This window comes from Bradyrhizobium sp. USDA 4541, assembly GCF_024171085.1.
GTDB classification, from domain to species: Bacteria; Pseudomonadota; Alphaproteobacteria; order Rhizobiales; family Xanthobacteraceae; genus Bradyrhizobium; species Bradyrhizobium australafricanum.
Genome location: NZ_JALJZF010000001.1, coordinates 7,425,292 through 7,443,654 on the forward strand (window position 1 = coordinate 7,425,292; position 18,363 = coordinate 7,443,654).

The 18,363-nt window shown below is 63.7% G+C and carries 19 protein-coding genes; 12 read left to right on the plus strand and 7 right to left on the minus strand.

Annotation, left to right across the window (positions count from 1 at the left end):
- Window positions 1–135 precede the first annotated feature (135 nt).
- The gene (locus J2R80_RS35870; RefSeq protein ID WP_253640257.1) at window positions 136–2,265 is read right to left on the minus strand and encodes an acetate--CoA ligase family protein; all 2,130 of its coding nucleotides are present in this window, start codon (window positions 2,263–2,265) and stop codon (window positions 136–138) included.
- A gap of 217 nt (window positions 2,266–2,482) precedes the next feature.
- Here J2R80_RS35870 and J2R80_RS35875 point away from each other — a divergent pair, with 217 nt between their 5' ends.
- The 3 genes from J2R80_RS35875 to frc all read left to right on the plus strand — a co-directional run bounded on the left by J2R80_RS35875 (window position 2,483) and on the right by frc (window position 6,338).
- Window positions 2,483–3,178 (plus strand): GntR family transcriptional regulator, encoded by a 696-nt coding sequence (locus J2R80_RS35875; protein ID WP_050387017.1) that lies wholly within the window; start codon window positions 2,483–2,485, stop codon window positions 3,176–3,178.
- 89 nt (window positions 3,179–3,267) lie between these two features.
- Window positions 3,268–5,001 carry an oxalyl-CoA decarboxylase gene (oxc, locus tag J2R80_RS35880; protein ID WP_141340886.1) on the plus strand — a complete coding sequence of 578 codons (1,734 nt, stop codon included), beginning with the start codon at window positions 3,268–3,270 and terminating at the stop codon, window positions 4,999–5,001.
- 59 nt (window positions 5,002–5,060) lie between these two features.
- Complete coding sequence (frc, locus tag J2R80_RS35885) at window positions 5,061–6,338, plus strand: formyl-CoA transferase (protein WP_057020269.1); 1,278 nt, start codon at window positions 5,061–5,063, stop codon at window positions 6,336–6,338.
- 101 nt (window positions 6,339–6,439) lie between these two features.
- On the opposite strand, the gene J2R80_RS35890 is transcribed toward frc, so the two are convergent.
- Window positions 6,440–6,688, minus strand: a complete 249-nt coding sequence (locus tag J2R80_RS35890; RefSeq protein ID WP_082654019.1) for a helix-turn-helix transcriptional regulator — start codon at window positions 6,686–6,688, stop codon at window positions 6,440–6,442.
- A 5-nt stretch (window positions 6,689–6,693) separates the two neighbouring features.
- A complete protein-coding gene (locus tag J2R80_RS35895; RefSeq protein ID WP_159109482.1) occupies window positions 6,694–7,251 on the minus strand; it encodes a DUF2975 domain-containing protein in 558 nt (185 codons plus the stop codon).
- A 133-nt stretch (window positions 7,252–7,384) separates the two neighbouring features.
- On the opposite strand from J2R80_RS35895, the gene J2R80_RS35900 reads away from it, so the two are divergent.
- Entirely contained in the window at window positions 7,385–7,891 is a 507-nt protein-coding gene (locus J2R80_RS35900; RefSeq protein WP_141340888.1) for a DUF2147 domain-containing protein, read from the plus strand.
- Window positions 7,892–8,008: 117 nt separating this feature from the next.
- Here the strand turns inward: J2R80_RS35900 and J2R80_RS35905 are convergent, their stop codons facing one another.
- Window positions 8,009–8,641, minus strand: a complete 633-nt coding sequence (locus tag J2R80_RS35905; protein ID WP_253640258.1) for a helix-turn-helix transcriptional regulator — start codon at window positions 8,639–8,641, stop codon at window positions 8,009–8,011.
- A gap of 24 nt (window positions 8,642–8,665) precedes the next feature.
- On the opposite strand from J2R80_RS35905, the gene J2R80_RS35910 reads away from it, so the two are divergent.
- The 7 genes from J2R80_RS35910 (at window position 8,666) to J2R80_RS35940 (ending at window position 15,494) form a co-directional block, all read left to right on the plus strand.
- On the plus strand, window positions 8,666–8,938 hold the full coding sequence (locus tag J2R80_RS35910) for an autotransporter domain-containing protein (RefSeq protein WP_141340889.1): 273 nt from the start codon (window positions 8,666–8,668) through the stop codon (window positions 8,936–8,938).
- 213 nt (window positions 8,939–9,151) lie between these two features.
- On the plus strand, window positions 9,152–9,289 hold the full coding sequence (locus J2R80_RS35915; protein ID WP_167350443.1) for a hypothetical protein: 138 nt from the start codon (window positions 9,152–9,154) through the stop codon (window positions 9,287–9,289).
- A gap of 257 nt (window positions 9,290–9,546) precedes the next feature.
- On the plus strand, window positions 9,547–10,839 hold the full coding sequence (oxlT, locus tag J2R80_RS35920; protein ID WP_076833351.1) for an oxalate/formate MFS antiporter: 1,293 nt from the start codon (window positions 9,547–9,549) through the stop codon (window positions 10,837–10,839).
- 233 nt (window positions 10,840–11,072) lie between these two features.
- The gene (gene oxlT / locus J2R80_RS35925; RefSeq protein WP_028331533.1) at window positions 11,073–12,389 is read left to right on the plus strand and encodes an oxalate/formate MFS antiporter; all 1,317 of its coding nucleotides are present in this window, start codon (window positions 11,073–11,075) and stop codon (window positions 12,387–12,389) included.
- 287 nt (window positions 12,390–12,676) lie between these two features.
- Window positions 12,677–13,111 (plus strand): CBS domain-containing protein, encoded by a 435-nt coding sequence (locus J2R80_RS35930; RefSeq protein ID WP_141340890.1) that lies wholly within the window; start codon window positions 12,677–12,679, stop codon window positions 13,109–13,111.
- A 246-nt stretch (window positions 13,112–13,357) separates the two neighbouring features.
- Window positions 13,358–14,353, plus strand: a complete 996-nt coding sequence (locus tag J2R80_RS35935; RefSeq protein WP_141340891.1) for a nitronate monooxygenase family protein — start codon at window positions 13,358–13,360, stop codon at window positions 14,351–14,353.
- Between the two features lie 172 nt (window positions 14,354–14,525).
- Complete coding sequence (locus tag J2R80_RS35940) at window positions 14,526–15,494, plus strand: zinc-binding dehydrogenase (protein WP_141340892.1); 969 nt, start codon at window positions 14,526–14,528, stop codon at window positions 15,492–15,494.
- 46 nt (window positions 15,495–15,540) lie between these two features.
- Here J2R80_RS35940 and J2R80_RS35945 read toward each other — a convergent pair whose 3' ends face one another.
- Window positions 15,541–16,035 (minus strand): septal ring lytic transglycosylase RlpA family protein, encoded by a 495-nt coding sequence (locus J2R80_RS35945; RefSeq protein WP_199805353.1) that lies wholly within the window; start codon window positions 16,033–16,035, stop codon window positions 15,541–15,543.
- 230 nt (window positions 16,036–16,265) lie between these two features.
- On the opposite strand from J2R80_RS35945, the gene J2R80_RS35950 reads away from it, so the two are divergent.
- Window positions 16,266–16,475 (plus strand): hypothetical protein, encoded by a 210-nt coding sequence (locus J2R80_RS35950; protein ID WP_253640259.1) that lies wholly within the window; start codon window positions 16,266–16,268, stop codon window positions 16,473–16,475.
- A gap of 119 nt (window positions 16,476–16,594) precedes the next feature.
- Here the strand turns inward: J2R80_RS35950 and J2R80_RS35955 are convergent, their stop codons facing one another.
- Window positions 16,595–17,446, minus strand: coding sequence for a DMT family transporter (locus J2R80_RS35955; protein ID WP_141340894.1), 852 nt, complete (start codon window positions 17,444–17,446; stop codon window positions 16,595–16,597).
- A 92-nt stretch (window positions 17,447–17,538) separates the two neighbouring features.
- Complete coding sequence (locus J2R80_RS35960; RefSeq protein ID WP_076833590.1) at window positions 17,539–18,135, minus strand: TetR/AcrR family transcriptional regulator; 597 nt, start codon at window positions 18,133–18,135, stop codon at window positions 17,539–17,541.
- Window positions 18,136–18,363: the final 228 nt, after the last annotated feature.

Sequence of the window (18,363 nt, forward strand, 5' to 3'; positions counted from 1 at the left end):
TTGGTTTCGCGCGATCGGGCTGGTCGCGCCCTTCCCGTTCATCTCGGCGGCCCATTGCAGATGGGGGCAGCCCAATGAAAAGGCCGCCCCGGACGGTGTCCGGGGCGGCCTGTGGTATTCGACAGATTCAGAAGATCAGAGCAGGCCCGCGCCGCGCGCCCACTTGTACTTGGCGCCGAGCACCTCGACCGGGAGTTCGGTCGAATAGGCGTAGGCCGGGATGCCGTTCTGGTAGAGATACTCGGCGGCTTCCTCGACCTCGACGTCGCCGGCGAGCGAGGCGACGATCGGCTTGACGAAGCCCTTGGCCTCCATCTCCTTCTTCACCTCGACCATGTTGCGCGCGAACACCATCGGCGGCGTCACGATGGTGTGCCAGTAGCCGAGGATCAGCGCGTGGATGCGCTCATCCGACAGGCCGAGCTTGACCGTGTTGACGTAGGTGATCGGCGGCTCGCCGCCGGTGATATCCACAGGATTTCCGGCCGCGCCGAACGGCGGGATGAACTTGCGGAACGCCGCATCGAGGTCCGGCGGCATCTGCATCAGCGACAGGCCATTGTCGACCACGGAGTCGGAGAGCAGCACGCCGGAGCCGCCGGCGCCGGTGATGATCAGCACGTTCTCGCCCTTCGGCGTCGGCAGCACCGGCACGCCGCGGGCGAATTCGAGCAGCTGCCGCAGGCTGCGGGCGCGGATCACGCCCGACTGCTTGAACACGTCCTCGTAGATCTTGTCGTTGCCGGCGAGCGCGCCGGTATGCGACGAGGCCGCCTTCGCGCCCGCAGACGTGCGCCCGGCCTTGAGCACGACCACCGGCTTCTTCTTGGAAACGCGCTTGGCGGCTTCGGCAAATGCGCGGCCGTCCTTCAGGTCCTCGCAGTGCTGCGCGATCAGGTTGGTGTTGGGATCCTGCTCGAAGAAGGCGAGCAGATCGTCCTCGTCGATGTCGGACTTGTTGCCGAGGCCGACGATCGCCGACACGCCCATCTTGGCCGAGCGCGAGAAGCCGATGATCGCCATGCCGATGCCGCCCGACTGCGACGACAGCGCGGCGTGGCCCTTGACGTCATAGGCGGTGCAGAACGTGGCGCAGAGATTGGCCGGGGTATAATAGAAGCCGTAGATGTTCGGCCCCATCAGGCGGATATTGTACTTCTTGCCGACCTCGACGATCTCGGCCTGCAATTCCGGCGCGCCGGCCTCGGCAAAGCCCGAGGGAATCAGCACCGCGCCGGGGATTTTCTTCTCGCCGCATTCGGCGAGCGCGCCGGCGACGAATTTCGCCGGGATCGCGAACACCGCCGTGTCGATCACGCCGGGCACGTCCTTGACGCTCTTGTAGGCCTTGTAGCCGAGGATCTCGTCGGCCTTGGGGTGGATCGGATAGATCTCGCCCTTGTAGCCGCCGTTGATGAGGTTCTTCATCACGGAGTTGCCGATCTTGCCGTCCTCGGCGGAGGCGCCGATCACAGCAACGCCCTTCGGCTGCATGATTCGGTTCATCGCGGCGACGATCTCTTCGGTCGGACGCGGCGCCGGGCGCGGCTTGTAGTTGAAGTCGACGACGATGCGGACGTCGGCCGCGATCGCGTTCTTGCTGGTGGCGAACACCGGGTTGAGGTCGAGCTCGACGATCTCGGGGAAATCGCTGACCAGCTGCGACACCTTGACGATGACGTCGGCGAGCGCCTCGCGATTGACCGCCTCGCCGCCGCGCACGCCCTTCAGCATCTCATGCGCCTGGATGCCGTCGAGCATCGACAGCGCATCATCCTTGGTCGCGGGCGCGAGGCGGAAGGTGATGTCCTTGAGGATTTCGACCAGCACACCGCCGAGGCCGAAGGCAACCAGCTTGCCGAACGAGCCGTCGGTGATCGAGCCGACGATCACCTCGGTGCCGCCGCCCAGCATCTGCTGGACCTGGATGCCCTCGATCTTGGCGTCGGCCATGTACTTCCTGGCGTTGGCGAGAATCGTCTCGTAGCTCTTCTCGGCCTCGGCGGCGCTCTTGACGCCGACCATCACGCCGCCGGCCTCGGTCTTGTGGAGGATGTCGGGCGAGACGATCTTCATCACGACCGGGAAGCCCATGTCGGAGGCGATGCGGGCGGCCTCGGCCGCCGACTTGGCGACACCCTCTTTCGGCACCGGAATGCCGTAGGCGTCGCAAACCACCTTGCCTTCGGGCGCGGTGAGGCTCGTGCGCTTGTCGGCCCTGACCGCATCGAGAATTTTGCGGACCGCATCCTTCGAATTTGACATTGGCTTCCTCCTGGGACAGATTTCGTGGCATTTGGTATGCCAAAAACGCAATTGTCAAGGTCGGTTGAGGTCCAAAAAGATCGAAAAATATAGGCAGCTTGACATTCTGGTATTTGGCATGCCAAAAATCTAAGGTAATTTCTTCTGCTAAGAAGACGTCTCCAAGAGGAGGAGACGAGTCGTGCCAGAACCGAAACAGACCAAGGCGTCGCCCACCATGGCTGACACAGATATCGCCATCGTCCGGATCGCGCCGGAGACGAGCTTCAAGAACAAGGCCTATGAGGCCTTGAAGGAAGCGATCCTGAAGATGGACATCTACGCGACGCCGGAGCCGGTGATGCTCGACGAGCGCGCACTGTCCGAGCGCCTCGGCGTCAGCCGCACGCCGATCCGCGAAGCGATCGCGATGCTCGAGCAGGACGGATTCGTGAAAACCGTGCCGCGCCGCGGCATCGTCGTGGTCCGCCGTACCAAGGCGGAGATCGTCGACATGATCCGCGCCTGGGCGGCGCTGGAGAGCATGGCGGCGCGCCTGATCACGACCACCGCGCGCAAGAAGGACATCTCGGCGCTGCGCGACTTCTTCAAGGACTTCAGCGACGATCGCCTGCCGCAGGATCACGTCGAGGAATATTCCAAGGCCAACATCGCCTTCCACCAGGCGCTGATCTCGCTGTCGGAATCGCCTGTTCTGGTCGACCTCACCAATGACCTGCTGCTGCATGTGCGCGGCTATCGCCAGCTCACGATCGGCCGCAAGGACCGCACCGCGACCTCGCTGCCCGAGCATCTCGGGATCATCGAGGCGCTGGAAGCGCGCGACACCGAGCTTGCCGAGAAGCGCGCGCGCGACCACACGCTTGGGCTTGCCGCCTACGTCGAGGCGCACGGGCAAGAATTATTCACGTAGAGAACCGTTCACTTAAATTTGAGAGTCCACACCCGCTTCAGACGACAATCAGATCGTCCGAACAAAGAACGACCAGGGAGACGATGCCGATGCTGAATACCGCTACGAAGTCCGAGGCACCGGGCACCGAGCAAGAACTGACCGATGGCTTCCATCTCGTCATCGATGCGCTCAAGCTCAACGGCATCGACACCATCTATGGTGTGCCGGGTATCCCGATCACGGACCTGGGCCGCATGGCCCAGGCGGCGGGCATTCGCGTGCTGTCGTTCCGCCACGAGCAGAATGCCGGCTACGCGGCTTCGATCGCCGGCTTCCTGACCAAGCGGCCCGGCGTCTGCCTCACGGTGTCCGCGCCCGGCTTCCTCAACGGCCTCACCGCGCTCGCCCACGCCACCACCAACTGCTTCCCGATGATCCTGGTCTCGGGCTCGTCCGAGCGCGAGATCGTCGATTTGCAGCAGGGCGACTATGAAGAGATGGACCAGCTCGCGATCGCCAAGCCGCTGTGCAAGGCCGCGTTCCGCGTGCTGCACGCCCAGGACATCGGCATCGGCCTCGCGCGCGCGATCCGCGCCGCGGTGTCGGGCCGTCCGGGCGGCGTCTATCTCGACCTGCCCGCAAAGCTGTTCTCGCAGGTGATGAACGCCGACGCCGGCCAGAAGTCGCTGGTCAAGGTGATCGACGCCGCACCCGAGCAAATCCCCTCCCCGTCTTCGGTCAAGCGCGCGCTGGACGTCCTGAAGAGCGCGAAGCGTCCGCTCATCATCCTCGGCAAGGGCGCGGCCTACGCGCAGGCCGACGAGGCGATCAAGAATTTCGTCGAGAAGAGCGGCGTACCGTTCCTGCCGATGAGCATGGCCAAGGGCCTGCTGCCCGATCTGCATCCGCAATGCGCGGGTGCGGCGCGCTCGACGGTGCTGAAGGAAGCTGACGTCGTGATGCTGATCGGCGCCCGCCTCAACTGGCTGCTCTCGCATGGCAAGGGCAAGACCTGGGGTGAAGCCCCGAAGAAGTTCATCCAGGTCGACATCGAGCCGAAGGAAATGGATTCCAACGTCGAGATCGTCGCCCCCGTGGTCGGCGATATCGGCTCCTGCTTGTCGGCGTTCCTCGACGCCATGGGCGCGAACTGGACCGCGGCGCCGTCCGACTGGCTCTCGACCGTCAGCAAGAAGCGCGACGACAACGTCGCCAAGATGGCGCCGAAGCTGATGAGCAACGCTTCGCCGATGGATTACCACGGCGCGCTCGGCGCGCTGCGCGCGATCATCGCGGAGCGTCCGGACACCATCTTCGTCAACGAGGGCGCCAACACGCTCGACCTCGCCCGCGGCGTTGTCGACATGCACAAGCCGCGCAAGCGGCTCGACGTCGGCACCTGGGGCGTGATGGGCATCGGCATGGGCTATTCGATCGCCGCTGCGGTCGAGACCGGCCTGCCCGTGCTCGCGGTCGAAGGCGACAGCGCGTTCGGGTTCTCGGGCATGGAGATCGAGACCATCTGCCGCTACAGGCTGCCGATCTGCGTCGTGATCTTCAACAATGACGGCATCTATCGCGGCACCGACGTCAACAGCGCCGGCGACGATCCGGCGACCACCGTGTTCGTCAAGGGCTCGCGCTACGACAAGATGATGGAAGCCTTCGGCGGCGTCGGCGTCAACGCCACCTCGCCGGACGAGTTGAAGCGCGCGGTCAATGCAGCGCTGGATTCCGGCAAGCCGACGCTGATCAACGCGGTGATCGATCCGGCGGCGGGCTCGGAGAGCGGCCGCATCGGCAACCTCAATCCGCAGAGCGTTCTGCAGAAGAAGAAGTAACCCCTAACCCCCATCACTCCCTGCGGGTGCAGGGGCATATAGAGTACGGAGCAAACATTATGACCAAGGCGCTGAAGGGCGTTCGCATTCTCGATTTCACCCACGTCCAGTCGGGTCCGACCTGCACGCAATTGCTGGCCTGGTTCGGCGCCGACGTGATCAAGGTCGAGCGTCCCGGCGTCGGCGACATCACGCGCGGCCAGCTGCAGGACATCCCGAACGTGGACAGCCTGTATTTCACCATGCTGAATCACAACAAGCGCTCGATCACGCTCGACACCAAGAACCCGAAGGGCAAGGAAGTGTTGACCGCGCTGATCAAGCAGTGCGACGTGCTGGTCGAAAACTTCGGCCCCGGCGTGCTCGATCGCATGGGCTTCCCCTGGGAGAAGATCCAGGCCATCAACCCGAAGATGATCGTCGCCTCGATCAAGGGTTTTGGCCCCGGCCCGTATGAAGACTGCAAGGTCTACGAGAACGTCGCGCAGTGCACCGGCGGCGCTGCCTCGACCACCGGCTTCCGCGACGGCCTGCCGCTGGTCACCGGCGCGCAGATCGGCGACAGCGGCACCGGGTTGCATCTCGCGCTCGGCATCGTCACTGCGCTGTACCATCGCACCCACTCCGGCAAGGGCCAGCGCGTCACCGCCGCGATGCAGGACGGCGTGCTCAACCTCGCCCGCGTCAAGCTGCGCGACCAGCAGCGGCTCGCCCACGGTCCGCTGAAGGAATACAGCCAGTTCGGCGAAGGCATTCCGTTCGGCGATGCCGTGCCGCGCGCCGGCAACGATTCCGGCGGCGGCCAGCCCGGCCGCATCTTGAAGTGCAAGGGCTGGGAGACCGACCCGAACGCCTACATTTACTTCATCACCCAGGCCCCGGTTTGGGAGAAGATCTGCGACGTGATCGGCGAGCCGACCTGGAAGACCGATCCGAACTACGCCAAGCCGCCGGCCCGCCTGCCGCGCCTCAACGAGATCTTCGCCCGCATCGAGCAGTGGACGATGACCAAGACCAAGTTCGAGGCGATGGAGATCCTCAACAAGGACGACATCCCCTGCGGTCCGATCCTGTCGATGAAGGAGATCGCCGAAGACCAGTCGCTGCGCGCGACCGGCACCGTGGTCGAGGTCGATCATCCGACCCGCGGCAAGTACGTCTCGGTCGGCAACCCGATCAAGCTCTCGGATTCGCCGAGCGACGTTCAGCGCTCGCCGCTGCTCGGCGAGCACACCGACGAGATCCTGCGCGAGGTGCTCGGCTTCAGCGATCACCAGGTCGCCGAGATCCACGACTCCGGCGCGCTCGACCCGCCGCGCAAGCAGGCGGCCGAGTAAAGGCAGCGCTCAAGCAGAAACACGAATGGCCGCGGGCAACCGCGGCCATTTTGTTTTGGGAGGAACTTGCGGTCCCGCGCCGCTGTCGACCGCACGCCGGATCAACCGCCCTCGCCGCTCTCGCCTTCGCCGCCCTCATCGCCCGGCACATATTCCAGGATATCGCCCGGCCGGCAGTCCAGCTCGCGGCAGATTGCCGACAGCGTCGAGAAGCGCATCGCCTTCGCCTTGCCGGTCTTCAGGATCGACAGGTTCTGGATCGAAATGCCGATGGCGTCCGCGAGGTCTCCGAGGCGGCGCTTGCGCTTTGCGAGCATGACATCGAGGTTCACCACGATGGGCACAAGCATCACCCTCAGATCGTCAGATCGTTTTCGGACTGCAACAGGATGGCCTGCTCGATCACGAATTTCAGCGCCATCAGGAACACGCCGCCTGCGACCGTGCCGACGTCGACGCCGTAGCTCGGCAGGAAGAACTTGATGTCGCCAAGCTGATACAGCGCATAGGTCACCGCGATGGTCGTGATCGTATCCACAAACGGCCAGACCACCAGGAAGATCCCCATCCACCAGACACCCTGCAGCGTTTCGGACACGAAGATCCGTCCGTTGGCGAATCGGTTCACCATGCGATGTAGGATGCCGATCAGCACGGCGTAAAACGATACCCCAAGCGCGAACAGCGACCAGAACAGCACCTGGCCCTTGGCCGACATGGTGAGCGGGTTGGCGACGATGCTGGCGCACTTCGCCTGCTCGCCGATCAGGCTCTCGGCGATCGTCGCCGACGCCGTGGTGGTGCGGTAATAGGCCAGCCACAACACCACCGGCAACGCCGCCCAGATCAACCAGAACGCCCGATCGAGCCTGCGAAACCAGAGCTGGCGCTGCTCACGAACCGATTTCCCCATCGCACCCATCCGAAAAATTCTTTGCCAAAAAGCCGGTACGGCCGGATTGCATCATGCCTAGGCAATGTCATTGACTCAACCTTAAACGTGATTTATTTCATGTTTATCATGAATTTTTTCATGAAGAAGGTGGATGATGACGGTAATCCCAGACCAAAACGGCCTGCGCAAGGCCCTGAAGCAATTGATCCACGCTCACCTCACGCGCCGCCTGATCGTGGCCGCGTTCCACATCCCGCTGCTCGGCAGCCCCGCCGATGCCGCCAAGGCGAGCGACAAGGCCAACGATCCGGCCGGCGTCTGGCTGACCCAATCCGGCGACGCCAGGATCAAGGTCCACCGCTGCGGCAGCGCGCTGTGCGGCCGCGTCGTCTGGTTGAAGGAGCCGACAGACAAGGCCACCGGCAAGCCGCAGCTCGACGACAAGAATGCCGATCGCGCGCAGCGCACCCGACCGGTCATAGGCATGTCGCTGTTCATCAACATGCAGCCCGCCGGCCCGAACAAATGGGCCGGCCGGATTTACAACGCCGACGACGGCACGACCTATGAGAGCTCGGTGACGCTGGTGTCGCCGGGCACGCTGAACGTTCGCGGCTGCATGGGAACGCTGTGCGCCGGCGAAGACTGGACGCGGTGAAGGGAATGCGGTGAAGGGACTTGGCCCCGACCCTTCATCGGCCAAGAAGAAAAGCAAACCCGCTCACTCGAGGCCGCCGCATTTGGGCGGCCTTCTTTTATGAACGCGCCGCCCGCCTCAACCTTCGAGGCCGAGCTTCCACAGCGGCGGCAGATCGGCGAAGGGCGGCGTGGTGTGGGCAATGACGATCGCGGCGCGCCGGCTGTCGGAATCGATCTTGCTGTTGATCGCCTTGACGTGCGCCTTCACGGCGTCGAGCCCGACGCCGAGGATAGCAGCGATCTCTTCGTTCGACTTGCCCTGCGCGATCCACGACGCCACCTCGATCTGGCGCGGCGTCAGCGCGGGAAATGCCAGACGCAGGCGGTCGCTCGGTGTCAGCGCCGCCAGCGTTCGCTCGTGCGCCTGGCGGTAGCCGCGTAGGATGTGCGGACGAAAACCCTGCATCCGGTCGCGCTCCTCGTCGCTGAACGCCGGCCGTCCCACCACGCGATGCCCGACAACCGTGACCACATAACCGGCGTGCTCGAACGCGATCCCCATGATCCGCCGCGCCCCCGACGGCAGGAACACCTCCTTGGCAATCGGCAGCTCGACGAATTCCTCGTCGCTGAAGAAATCCGACTCGCGCAGCGCGCGTTCGCCATCGAACGCCGGATCGTGCTGCCAGAACGGATGCGAGTGCATATGCTTCGCAAACGCCTGCATGCCGCGGGCACGAACCTCCGGATCGTCGCCGACCGAAATCAACGACCGGAAATCCCAGCTCGGACGATGGAACTCGGTGAAGCTCACCACCTCCGCATCGACCAGGCGGCCGACGCCGGCGAACAGGCGGTGGCGTGGCAGTACGCCTTCGGCGACGTGACCCCGACATCGGCGCTCGCGTTCCAGGGCCTGGGAACCGGATTCACCGTGGCCGGCGTGCCGCTGGCGCGGAACGCGGCACTGGTCGAAGGCGGCCTCGACCTGCGGGTCGCACCGCAGGCCAGCATCGGCATCGCCTATGTCGGCCAGCTTCCGACCGGGTCCAGGACCACTCGGTAAAGGCCAGTTTTAGCTGGAAATTCTGACCCGGCGTCGCCGCCGGGCTCCGCCCCATCCACGCCGATCCGGAATCCGATCCGCCGATTTTGCTGCATTGCACAGTCGTGCATGCTGCTATGCAAACAAGTCCGTTGTATCTGGCATCTGGTATACATAATTTGGCTGCAGATGATGAGCCGGCCCATTGCTGGCCTCCAATGAAAGGGGACACCAATGTCCAAGACCACTGTACTGACGCTTGCGCCCTCCTCCACCCTGTTCGGCCGCCTGCTGGCCTCGATCGACCGCCTGCTGATGAAGAGCGCGGAGATTTCGAATCGCAACGGCGACCTGCCGCGCTTCGGCCTCTAAGCCAAGGGATTTCCGGCGCTCTCCGCCGGATGCAGCTTTCGTCGCAAGATGCGACCTGACATTGAACCTTCGACCAATGGCCCCGATTTTCGGGGCCATTTCCTTGCGCGCTGAACTACTCTCCCGGGGTGCCCGGCTGAGTCCTGTGCGGCATAAGCGCGCGCTGCCCCTGCGACAGCTTGAACCTTGGCATATCGGATACCAAGATGGCCATCGCGCGCTCATAAGCAACGACAAGGGGCGCACTGGGAGGATCTATGTCGGACATGGTTCAGGCAACTGCGGCCCCCGCGGCCGCGCGTGTCAGCGACACCTATCGCTGGATGCAACTCGCGATCGGCGTCGCCGCGATGGTGATGATCGCAAATTATCAATACGGGTGGACATTCTTCGTCCCCGACATCCAGAAGAAATTCGGATGGGATCGCGCATCGATCCAATGGGCCTTCACGCTGTTCGTGCTGTTCGAGACCTGGCTGGTGCCGGTCGAAGGCTGGTTCGTCGACAAATACGGTCCGCGCATCGTCGTGCTGGTCGGCGGCATCCTCTGCGCACTCGGCTGGGCGATCAACGCCCAGGCGACGTCGCTGAACGGCTACTATCTCGGCATGATCATCGCCGGCATCGGCGCCGGCGGCGTCTACGGCACCTGCGTCGGCAACGCGCTGAAATGGTTTCCGGATAAGCGCGGACTTGCCGCGGGCATCACCGCTGCCGGCTTCGGCGCAGGCTCGGCGCTCACGGTCGCGCCGATCCAGGCGATGATCAAGGACTCCGGCTTCCAGACCACCTTCCTGTATTTCGGTCTCGGCCAGGGCATCATCATCGTGCTGCTCTCCTTCTTCCTGCTGGCGCCGAAGGCCGGACAGGTGCCGGCCGTCGTGGCGAACGCCAACATCATCCAGACCCGGCGTAACTATCAGCCGACCGAAGTGCTGCGGCAGCCGATCTTCTGGCTGATGTACTTCATGTTCGTGATCGTCGGCGCCGGCGGCCTGATGGTGACGGCGAACCTGAAGCCGATCGCGGTCGACTGGAAGGTCGACAGCGTGCCGGTCACGCTGATGGCGGTGACGATGACGGCCGTCACCTTCGCGGCAACCATCGACCGCGTCCTCAACGGCCTGACGCGTCCGTTCTTCGGCTGGATCTCCGACATGATCGGCCGCGAGAACACGATGTTCATCGCCTTCGGCATGGAAGGCATCGGCATCTGGATGCTCTACCTCTGGGGACACGACCCGGTTTGGTTCGTGCTGCTCTCGGGCTTCGTGTTCTTTGCCTGGGGCGAGATCTACTCGCTGTTCCCCTCGACCTGCACCGATACGTTCGGCGCCAAGTTCGCCACCACGAATGCGGGCCTGCTCTACACCGCGAAGGGCACCGCGGCGCTCTTGGTGCCGATCGCCAACTACATGCAGCAATCGTCGGGCAACTGGGACAAGGTGTTCATCATCGCGGCAGGCGCCAACATCCTCGCCTCGCTGCTCGCGATCATGCTGCTCAAGCCCTGGCGAAAAATCGTGGTCGCGAAATCGGCTACGGCTTGAGCAACCGCCTCACCACAGCCTGCGAAGCGCCTGGCCAAAAGCCGGGCGCTTTTCATTTTGGCTGGCCACGAGATGCCGTCTGGACCGGCGCGTCGAATGTCAGATTTGCTGCGTTGCAGCGGAATGAAGGGCTTGCTTTCTGGAATATAGTATACCAACTTCCGGCGCTTGCGACGATACGCCACAATAATTGCGACACTCGGTCACAAGACCAGCGCGCTCGGGAGGACTTGATGGTTTCCAGCAATACTGCCGTCACACAAGCTCAACCTTCGTCCAGCGGCTTCCGCTGGCTTCAGCTCGTCATGGGCATCGTCTGCATGGCGATGATCGCGAACCTGCAATATGGCTGGACGCTGTTCGTCGATCCGATCGACGGCGCGCATCACTGGGGCCGCGCGGCGATCCAGTTCGCCTTCACGATCTTCGTGGTGACCGAGACCTGGCTGGTGCCGGTCGAGGCCTGGTTCGTCGACAAATACGGCCCGCGGCTCGTCATCATGTTCGGCGGCATCATGATCGCGCTCGCCTGGGTGTTGAACTCCTATGCCGACTCGCTCGCCCTGCTCTACACCGCCGCCGTGTTCGGCGGCATCGGCGCCGGCGCGGTGTACGGCACCTGCGTCGGCAACGCGCTGAAGTGGTTTCCCGATCGCCGCGGCCTCGCCGCCGGCGCAACCGCGGCCGGCTTCGGCGCCGGCGCCGCGCTCACGGTGGTGCCGATTGCAAAGATGATCGCCGCGAGCGGCTATCAGACTGCGTTCTTCGATTTCGGCATCGGACAGGGATTGATCGTCTTCCTGCTCGCCTTCTTCATCCAGCCGCCCGCGGTCTCGATCCCGCCGAAGAAGAAGCAGCTCAATCTGCCGCAGACCAAGGTCGACTTCACGCCGCCGCAGGTGCTGCGCAGCCCGATCTTCTGGGTGATGTATCTGGTGTTCGTGATGGTCGCCGCCGGCGGCCTGATGGCGGCGGCGCAGATCGCGCCGATCGCGCACGACTACAAGATCGCGAACACGCCGGTCACGCTCGCCGGCTTCCAGATGGCCGCGCTGACCTTTGCGATCTCGCTCGACCGCATCTTCGACGGTTTCGGACGGCCGTTCTTCGGTTGGGTGTCCGACAATATCGGCCGCGAGCACACCATGTTCATTGCGTTCGGCACCGGCGCGCTGATGCTGCTCACGCTATCCACCTGGGGTCACAACCCGGTGGTGTTCGTGCTGGCGACCGCGGTCTATTTCGGCGTGTTCGGGGAGATCTACTCGCTGTTCCCGGCGACCTGCGGCGACACCTTCGGCTCGAAGTTCGCGACCACCAACAACGGCATGCTCTACACCGCGAAGGGCACCGCAGCGCTCTTGGTGCCTGCCGCCAGCATCGTTGCCGCCAGCTATGGTTGGCAGGCGGTGTTCGTGATCGCGGTCGCCCTCAACGCCACCGCGGCGCTGATGGCGCTGTTCGTGATCAAGCCGATGCGCCGCGCCTTCATCAACGGCAACGAGGCTGCCGCCGCGGAAGAGACCGCGACGAGCGCCAAGACGGCTTGAATCAAGAGGGCCTGATCAGGAAAGGCCTGAGCTCTCAATTTTCCTGCTGAACGGACAGAGGCGCATCCGGTGCGCCTCTTTTCTTTTTGCCAGCTCAGGGATGCCAGATGCCACCACGCTTAGTGCGGCAGATCGTCCGCGCCGCTCACGGCCGCTCACAATCGTCGGAAACGTCAGCAAACCTGCCTATTTAAGCATTTTGCTGATGGTAGATTTCTGTGACAGCCACGTTGACAATTGGCATTTTGTATACCAGACTCCAGTCAACGATAACCAAGGAGGTTGCCATGCAAGTCGGAGATATCCTGCGCAAGAAAACCCCCCGCGTCGCCACGGTGCGCATGAACGAGACGGTGGCGATCGCCGCGCAGCTGATGCGCGCCAGCAATATCAGCGCGCTCGTGGTCAAGGATGTCGTTCGCACCGAGGGTAACACCGCCGTCGGCATGTTCACCGAGCGCGACGTGGTGCGCGCGATCGCCGAGCACGGCGCGGCCGGTGCGAGTATGAAGGTGTCGCAGTTCGTGTCGGTGCAGCAGCTGGTCTCGTGCACATCGACCGACACGCTCGAGCACATCCGTCACCTCATGACCAAGCACCACATTCGCCACGTGCCCGTCATCGACAACTACAGCCTGATCGGCGTCGTCAGCATGCGCGACGTCGCCGCCGCGTTCGACGAGGAGACCGCCGCGTCGAAGAAAGACGCCGTGCCGGCGTAACAAGCGCCTGCTTTGCCTTGCTCTCAGCCAGGCGTTGCGTGTTCGATCACCAGCGCCTGAACAGATGACGAAAGATTTCCGTCCCGCCCTCGCCCGACCGCCGCGGCCTGTCATTTCCGCATGGGCGCGCCGCAGGTCGCCGGTAGACAATTGCCGGACAGGACTGCATCCTTCCCCTCGACATCCATAACAACACCGTGCGCCGCCGTCCGCGACACGGAAAATCCTGATGGAAACGAGGGCAGAATGATCAAGACACGTTTCACCGAAATGTTCGGCGTCGACCACCCGATCGTGCAGGGCGGCATGCAATGGGTCGGGCGCGCCGAGCTGGTTGCCGCCGTCGCCAATGCCGGCGCGCTCGGCATGATCACCGCGCTGACACAGCCGACGCCGGACGATCTGCGCAAGGAAATCGCGCGCTGCCGCGAGCTGACCGACAAGCCGTTCGGCGTCAACCTGACCATCCTGCCCGCGATCAAGCCGCCGCCCTACGCCGAGTATCGCCAGGCCATCATCGAGAGCGGCATCAAGATCGTCGAGACCGCCGGCAACAAGCCGCAGGAACATGTCGACGAGTTCAAGAAGCACGGCATCAAGGTGCTGCACAAATGCACCAGCGTGCGCCACGCGCTGTCCGCCGAGCGGATGGGCGCCGACGCGATCTCGATCGACGGCTTTGAATGCGCCGGCCATCCCGGCGAGGACGACACCCCCGGCCTGATCCTGATCCCCGCCGCCGCCGACAAGGTGAAGATCCCGATGATCGCCTCCGGCGGCTTCGGCGATGCCCGCGGCCTGGTCGCAGCGCTCGCGCTCGGCGCCGAAGGCATCAACATGGGCACGCGCTTCATGTGCACCAGGGAGAGCCCGATCCATCAGCTGGTAAAGGAACGCATCGTCGCCAATGACGAGCGCGAGACCGAGCTGATCTTCCGCACCATGCGCAACACCTCGCGCGTCGCCAAGAACGCGATCTCGACCAAGGTCGTGCAGATGGAGAAGGAAGGCGCCAAGTTCGAGGATGTGCGCGAGCTGGTCGCCGGCGCGCGCGGCAAGATGGTCTACGCGTCAGGCGATGCCGACGAAGGCATCTGGTCGGCCGGCCAGGTGCAGGGCCTGATCCACGACATTCCGTCCTGCGCCGAGCTGGTGTCGCGCATCGTCCACGAAGCGGAAGAGATCATTCGCGAGCGGCTGGAAGCGATGATGTCCGGCGCCAAGCGTCAGGCCGCGGAATAGGCCGGAGCGGAGCACGAGTGTCATCCGTCACCCTGAGGAGCGCGAAGCGCGTCTCGAAGGGTCGACGGCCATCAGCCGGGCCGCCCATCCTTCGAGGGCCGCCGAAAAAGCGGCCACCTCAGGATGACGGAATTCAAGTCATCTCGCGTTAGACACAAACGAGAAGAAGCCCATGAAAGCCTATGTCTACGGCCCTAACGGACCTGAAATCACCGACGTTGCGAAGCCCGTGCCGAAGGGCACCCAGGTGCTGGTCAAGGTCCATGCCTGCGGGCTGAACCGCGCCGATCTCGGCATGACCAAGGGCCATGTCCACGGCGCGGCCGGCGGCGTCGGCACCGTGCTCGGCATGGAATGGGCCGGCGAGGTCGCCGAGCTCGGCCCCGATGCCAAGGGCGTCAAGGTCGGCGACAAGATCATGGGCTCCGGCGGCGCGGCGTTCGCCGAATACACGCTGGCCGATCACGGCCGGCTGTTCCGCGCGCCCTCGAACATGAATTTCGACGAGGCCGCAACCCTGCCCGTCGCGCTCGCCACCATGCACAACGCCGTCGTCACCAATGGCGCACTGCTGCCGGGCCAGAGCGTGCTGATCCAGGGCGCAAGCTCCGGCGTCGGCCTGATGGCGATGCAGATCGCCAAGCTGAAGGGCGCCAAGCTCGTGGTGGGCTCATCGACCGACGCGATGCGCCGCGGCCGGCTGAAGGAGTTCGGCGCCGATCTCGCGGTGGACTCGAAGGATCCCGGCTGGGTCGATCAGGTGCTGCAGGCGACATCAGGCGAAGGCGTCGACCTGATCGTCGACCAGGTCTCCGGACCGGTCGCGAACCAGAACCTCAAGGCGACCAAGGTCAAGGGCCGCATCGTCAATGTCGGCCGGCTCGGCGGCACCCATGGCGATTTCAACTTCGACCTGCACGCGGCGCGCCGCATCCAGTATATCGGCGTCACGTTCCGCACCCGCTCGATCGAGGAGATCCGCGCGATCTTCGACGAGGTGCGCAAGGACATCTGGCCCGCGGTCGAAGCACGCAAGCTGCAGCTGCCGATCGATCAGGTCTACAAATTCGCCGACATCGGCAAGGCATTCGAGCACATGGAAGCCAACAAGCACCTCGGTAAGATCGTGGTGACGCTGTAGCAGCAGCCTCCGGCGATTGTCATCGTCACTGCGAGCAAAGGGCGGATCAGCCAACGGGCCCGGGAATCCAATAGTCCCCCGCAAGCGGGCTGACCTTGACGCCACTGATGACTCCGAGCTCTAGGCTTGGATCGAAATAGCGCATCGTCCGCTCATTGAGGTCAATGATGCGGCCAGGCCTGAGTGGCCCCACGTCATTTATCTTCACGATGACCTTCTTGCCGACGGCCTCGACGAGGGCATATTTCGGCCTCGCGCCAAATTGGACCCCACCAAACTTCCGGCGCAGACTCGTCTTGATGGCAGCCGCCCAGACCGAGTGATCATAGCGCTCGCCGGAGGCTGTGCTCGGACCGCCCTCCTCCTTGCCGGGCTTGAATGGATTGTACATGGATGCCGCGCCAACGATTGCATCCCCACACGCGGCATTGACGACGGCGCTTGAATGAACCGCAGCGATTTCACTTCGAGCAGCGGTGCCAGAAAAGGCGAGCGCAACCAGGGCGCCGCAAATTGCGGCGCTCGAGCCGAACAGCATCATAACTCCTTGATTGATTTTCTTCGATCGTCCGGTTCCCGATGCCGCAAAACATGGTCAAGCGAACGCGGAGGCGTTTACGCGTGCCAATTCCTTGCGGATTCGTGCCAGTTCCGGCGGTGGAACCATCGTGAGAACCTGGGCGGCCCTCACACCGTGTTTTCAGTTTCTCGCTCGACTAAAACAGAGATTGCGTCAGCAAAATGACTGAATGGAGCTGTCTTCGACAGCGCGTGAGGAGTGTATCGTCACCTTCCGCACCCGATCGATCGCGGAAATCCGCGCGATCTTCGACGAGGTGCGCAAGGACATCTCGCCCGCGATCGGGGGCGCGCAAGCCGCAGCGGCCGATCGACCAGGTCTACAAATTCGCCGATATCGGCAAGGCGTTCGAGCACACGGAAGCCAACAATCAGCTCGGCAAGATCGTGGTGACGCTGTAGTCGGTACGCACTGCTGCGTAGGATGGGTAGAGCGAAGCGAAACCCATCGATGTATCCGGGCAGCGAGTGATGGGTTTCGCTGCGCTCTACCCATCCTACAGCTACCGCGTTGATCCGCCCTACGCACCCGGTCTGACTTGTGTGATGGCGACTCCGGAGATCGCGAGCAGTCCGCCGACAATCAGCTTCGGCGTCACGCTGTCGCCAAGGAACAGCACGCTCGAGATCAGCGCGAACACCGGAAGCAGCAGTCCGAACGGCGCGACGCGGGCCATGGAGCAGCGGGCGATCAGCCAGAACCACAGGCCGAACCCGACAATGCCGCCGATGAAGACGGTGTAGGCGAGCGCCAGCCAGCCACGTTGATCCGCCGTGCCAAGACTCGCCAGCTGTCCATATTCCAGCAGCAACGACATCAACATGACCTGCGGCACGGTGAGCAGCGACGACCACCCCATCAGCATCAGGGGATCGAAAGGGCCGTAGCGTTTCGTCAGGACGGTGGACACCGCGAATGCGAACGCCGCGGCAACCACGAGCAGCAGCGGCAGCACGTTTGCCGACAGCCCCGGCCCCGCCGCCAGCACCACCACGCCGACGAACGCCAGCACCACGCCGGCGGATGTGACGAGCGACGGCCGCTCCGCGAGCAGCGGCCAGGCGAGCAGCACGGTGAACGGCGGGGCGAGTTGATAGGCGACCGCCGACATGCTCCCCGAGCCGAGCCCAAGGCCGACATAGAACAGCCCGAAGTTCAGTCCGCCGAGGAAAACCGAAATAGCTGAGACAGGGCCGAGTTGTTGGCGTGTCGGCCTTCTGACGAACGGAACAAGCAGCAGCGCGATGGCCAGGAAACGCAGTCCGAGGAAGAACAGCGGCGGAAACTCGGTGACGCCAACCTTGATGACCACGAACTGATAACCCCAGAGCAGGGGAACGGCCACCGCGCAAATGATCTGGATGGCAGACATCGCATCCTTCCTTTCAAGACCGATCGGTCCATATATGGGCGTACCGATCGCGCAGACGTCCAGAGGACATCAAGGGTCATTCCAACAGTTGCTTATTTGATGAAGCGATCGAGCAGCGCGTCAGCGGTGGCCTGCGACGTGGTACGTGCCGGAGCCGTCTTTGCGACCACGCGCAGCCCCCAAAGGAAACAGATCAGGATTCGGGCGGCACTCGAAGGCTCGACGCCATCGGCCAATCTGCCCGCGGTCTCCGCACGGGAAAATGCGTCCGCCACCCTGGTCTCCATGGTTTTGAAGAAGCTCGCGAAGCGACGACCAACCTCGGCATCCTGGCCGGCCAGCTCCATCGCCGTCGCCACCAACAGGCAGCCGCGCCGGCCATTGGCACCGCACGTGCGCTCAACGTAACCGGCAAGGTAGGCCCGCAGGCCATCGACCGGATCTCTGCGGGGATCGAGTTCGTCATCCATCCGGGTCAGGGCATCGGCAATGTAGCGATCGAGTGCGCGCAGGAACAGCGAGTGCTTGTCGCCGAACGCAGCGTAAAGGCTGCCGCGCGAGAGTTTTGTCGCACGCAGCAGGTCCGGGAGTGCCGTGGCGTGATAGCCGCGCGACCAGAACACATTCATCGCGCGTTCGATGGCGGCGTCCACGTCGAAACTTCGCGGGCGGCCACGGGGCGCCTGCATGGTGGTTTGGCGGCTCATTGCCGATATATAGACCAATCGGTCCTTAAATGGCAAGGGCCGCTTTGGATCATTAGCTCGTAGGATGGGTAGAGCGAAGCGAAACCCATCGATTGCATCCGCACGCCGAGATGATGGGTTTCGTGCGCTCTACCCATCCTACGTTACGCGTCGAGATGGCGGCATGAGCTACCCATTCGACACGACGGGCGGTGCAGCGCGCACCCGGCA

Excerpts from the sequence above, each read along its gene's own strand:
- J2R80_RS35870 (WP_253640257.1), bottom strand. The coding sequence starts at position 2,265 with ATGTCAAATTCGAAGGATGCGGTCCGCAAAATTCTCGATGCGGTCAGG.
- J2R80_RS35875 (WP_050387017.1), top strand. The coding sequence starts at position 2,483 with ATGGCTGACACAGATATCGCCATCGTCCGGATCGCGCCGGAGACGAGC.
- oxc (WP_141340886.1), top strand. The coding sequence starts at position 3,268 with ATGCTGAATACCGCTACGAAGTCCGAGGCACCGGGCACCGAGCAAGAA.
- frc (WP_057020269.1), top strand. The coding sequence starts at position 5,061 with ATGACCAAGGCGCTGAAGGGCGTTCGCATTCTCGATTTCACCCACGTC.
- J2R80_RS35890 (WP_082654019.1), bottom strand. The coding sequence starts at position 6,688 with ATGCTTGTGCCCATCGTGGTGAACCTCGATGTCATGCTCGCAAAGCGC.
- J2R80_RS35895 (WP_159109482.1), bottom strand. The coding sequence starts at position 7,251 with ATGGGGAAATCGGTTCGTGAGCAGCGCCAGCTCTGGTTTCGCAGGCTC.
- J2R80_RS35900 (WP_141340888.1), top strand. The coding sequence starts at position 7,385 with ATGATGACGGTAATCCCAGACCAAAACGGCCTGCGCAAGGCCCTGAAG.
- J2R80_RS35910 (WP_141340889.1), top strand. The coding sequence starts at position 8,666 with ATGGAACTCGGTGAAGCTCACCACCTCCGCATCGACCAGGCGGCCGAC.
- J2R80_RS35915 (WP_167350443.1), top strand. The coding sequence starts at position 9,152 with ATGTCCAAGACCACTGTACTGACGCTTGCGCCCTCCTCCACCCTGTTC.
- oxlT (WP_076833351.1), top strand. The coding sequence starts at position 9,547 with ATGTCGGACATGGTTCAGGCAACTGCGGCCCCCGCGGCCGCGCGTGTC.
- oxlT (WP_028331533.1), top strand. The coding sequence starts at position 11,073 with ATGGTTTCCAGCAATACTGCCGTCACACAAGCTCAACCTTCGTCCAGC.
- J2R80_RS35930 (WP_141340890.1), top strand. The coding sequence starts at position 12,677 with ATGCAAGTCGGAGATATCCTGCGCAAGAAAACCCCCCGCGTCGCCACG.
- J2R80_RS35935 (WP_141340891.1), top strand. The coding sequence starts at position 13,358 with ATGATCAAGACACGTTTCACCGAAATGTTCGGCGTCGACCACCCGATC.
- J2R80_RS35940 (WP_141340892.1), top strand. The coding sequence starts at position 14,526 with ATGAAAGCCTATGTCTACGGCCCTAACGGACCTGAAATCACCGACGTT.
- J2R80_RS35945 (WP_199805353.1), bottom strand. The coding sequence starts at position 16,035 with ATGATGCTGTTCGGCTCGAGCGCCGCAATTTGCGGCGCCCTGGTTGCG.
- J2R80_RS35955 (WP_141340894.1), bottom strand. The coding sequence starts at position 17,446 with ATGTCTGCCATCCAGATCATTTGCGCGGTGGCCGTTCCCCTGCTCTGG.
- J2R80_RS35960 (WP_076833590.1), bottom strand. The coding sequence starts at position 18,135 with ATGCAGGCGCCCCGTGGCCGCCCGCGAAGTTTCGACGTGGACGCCGCC.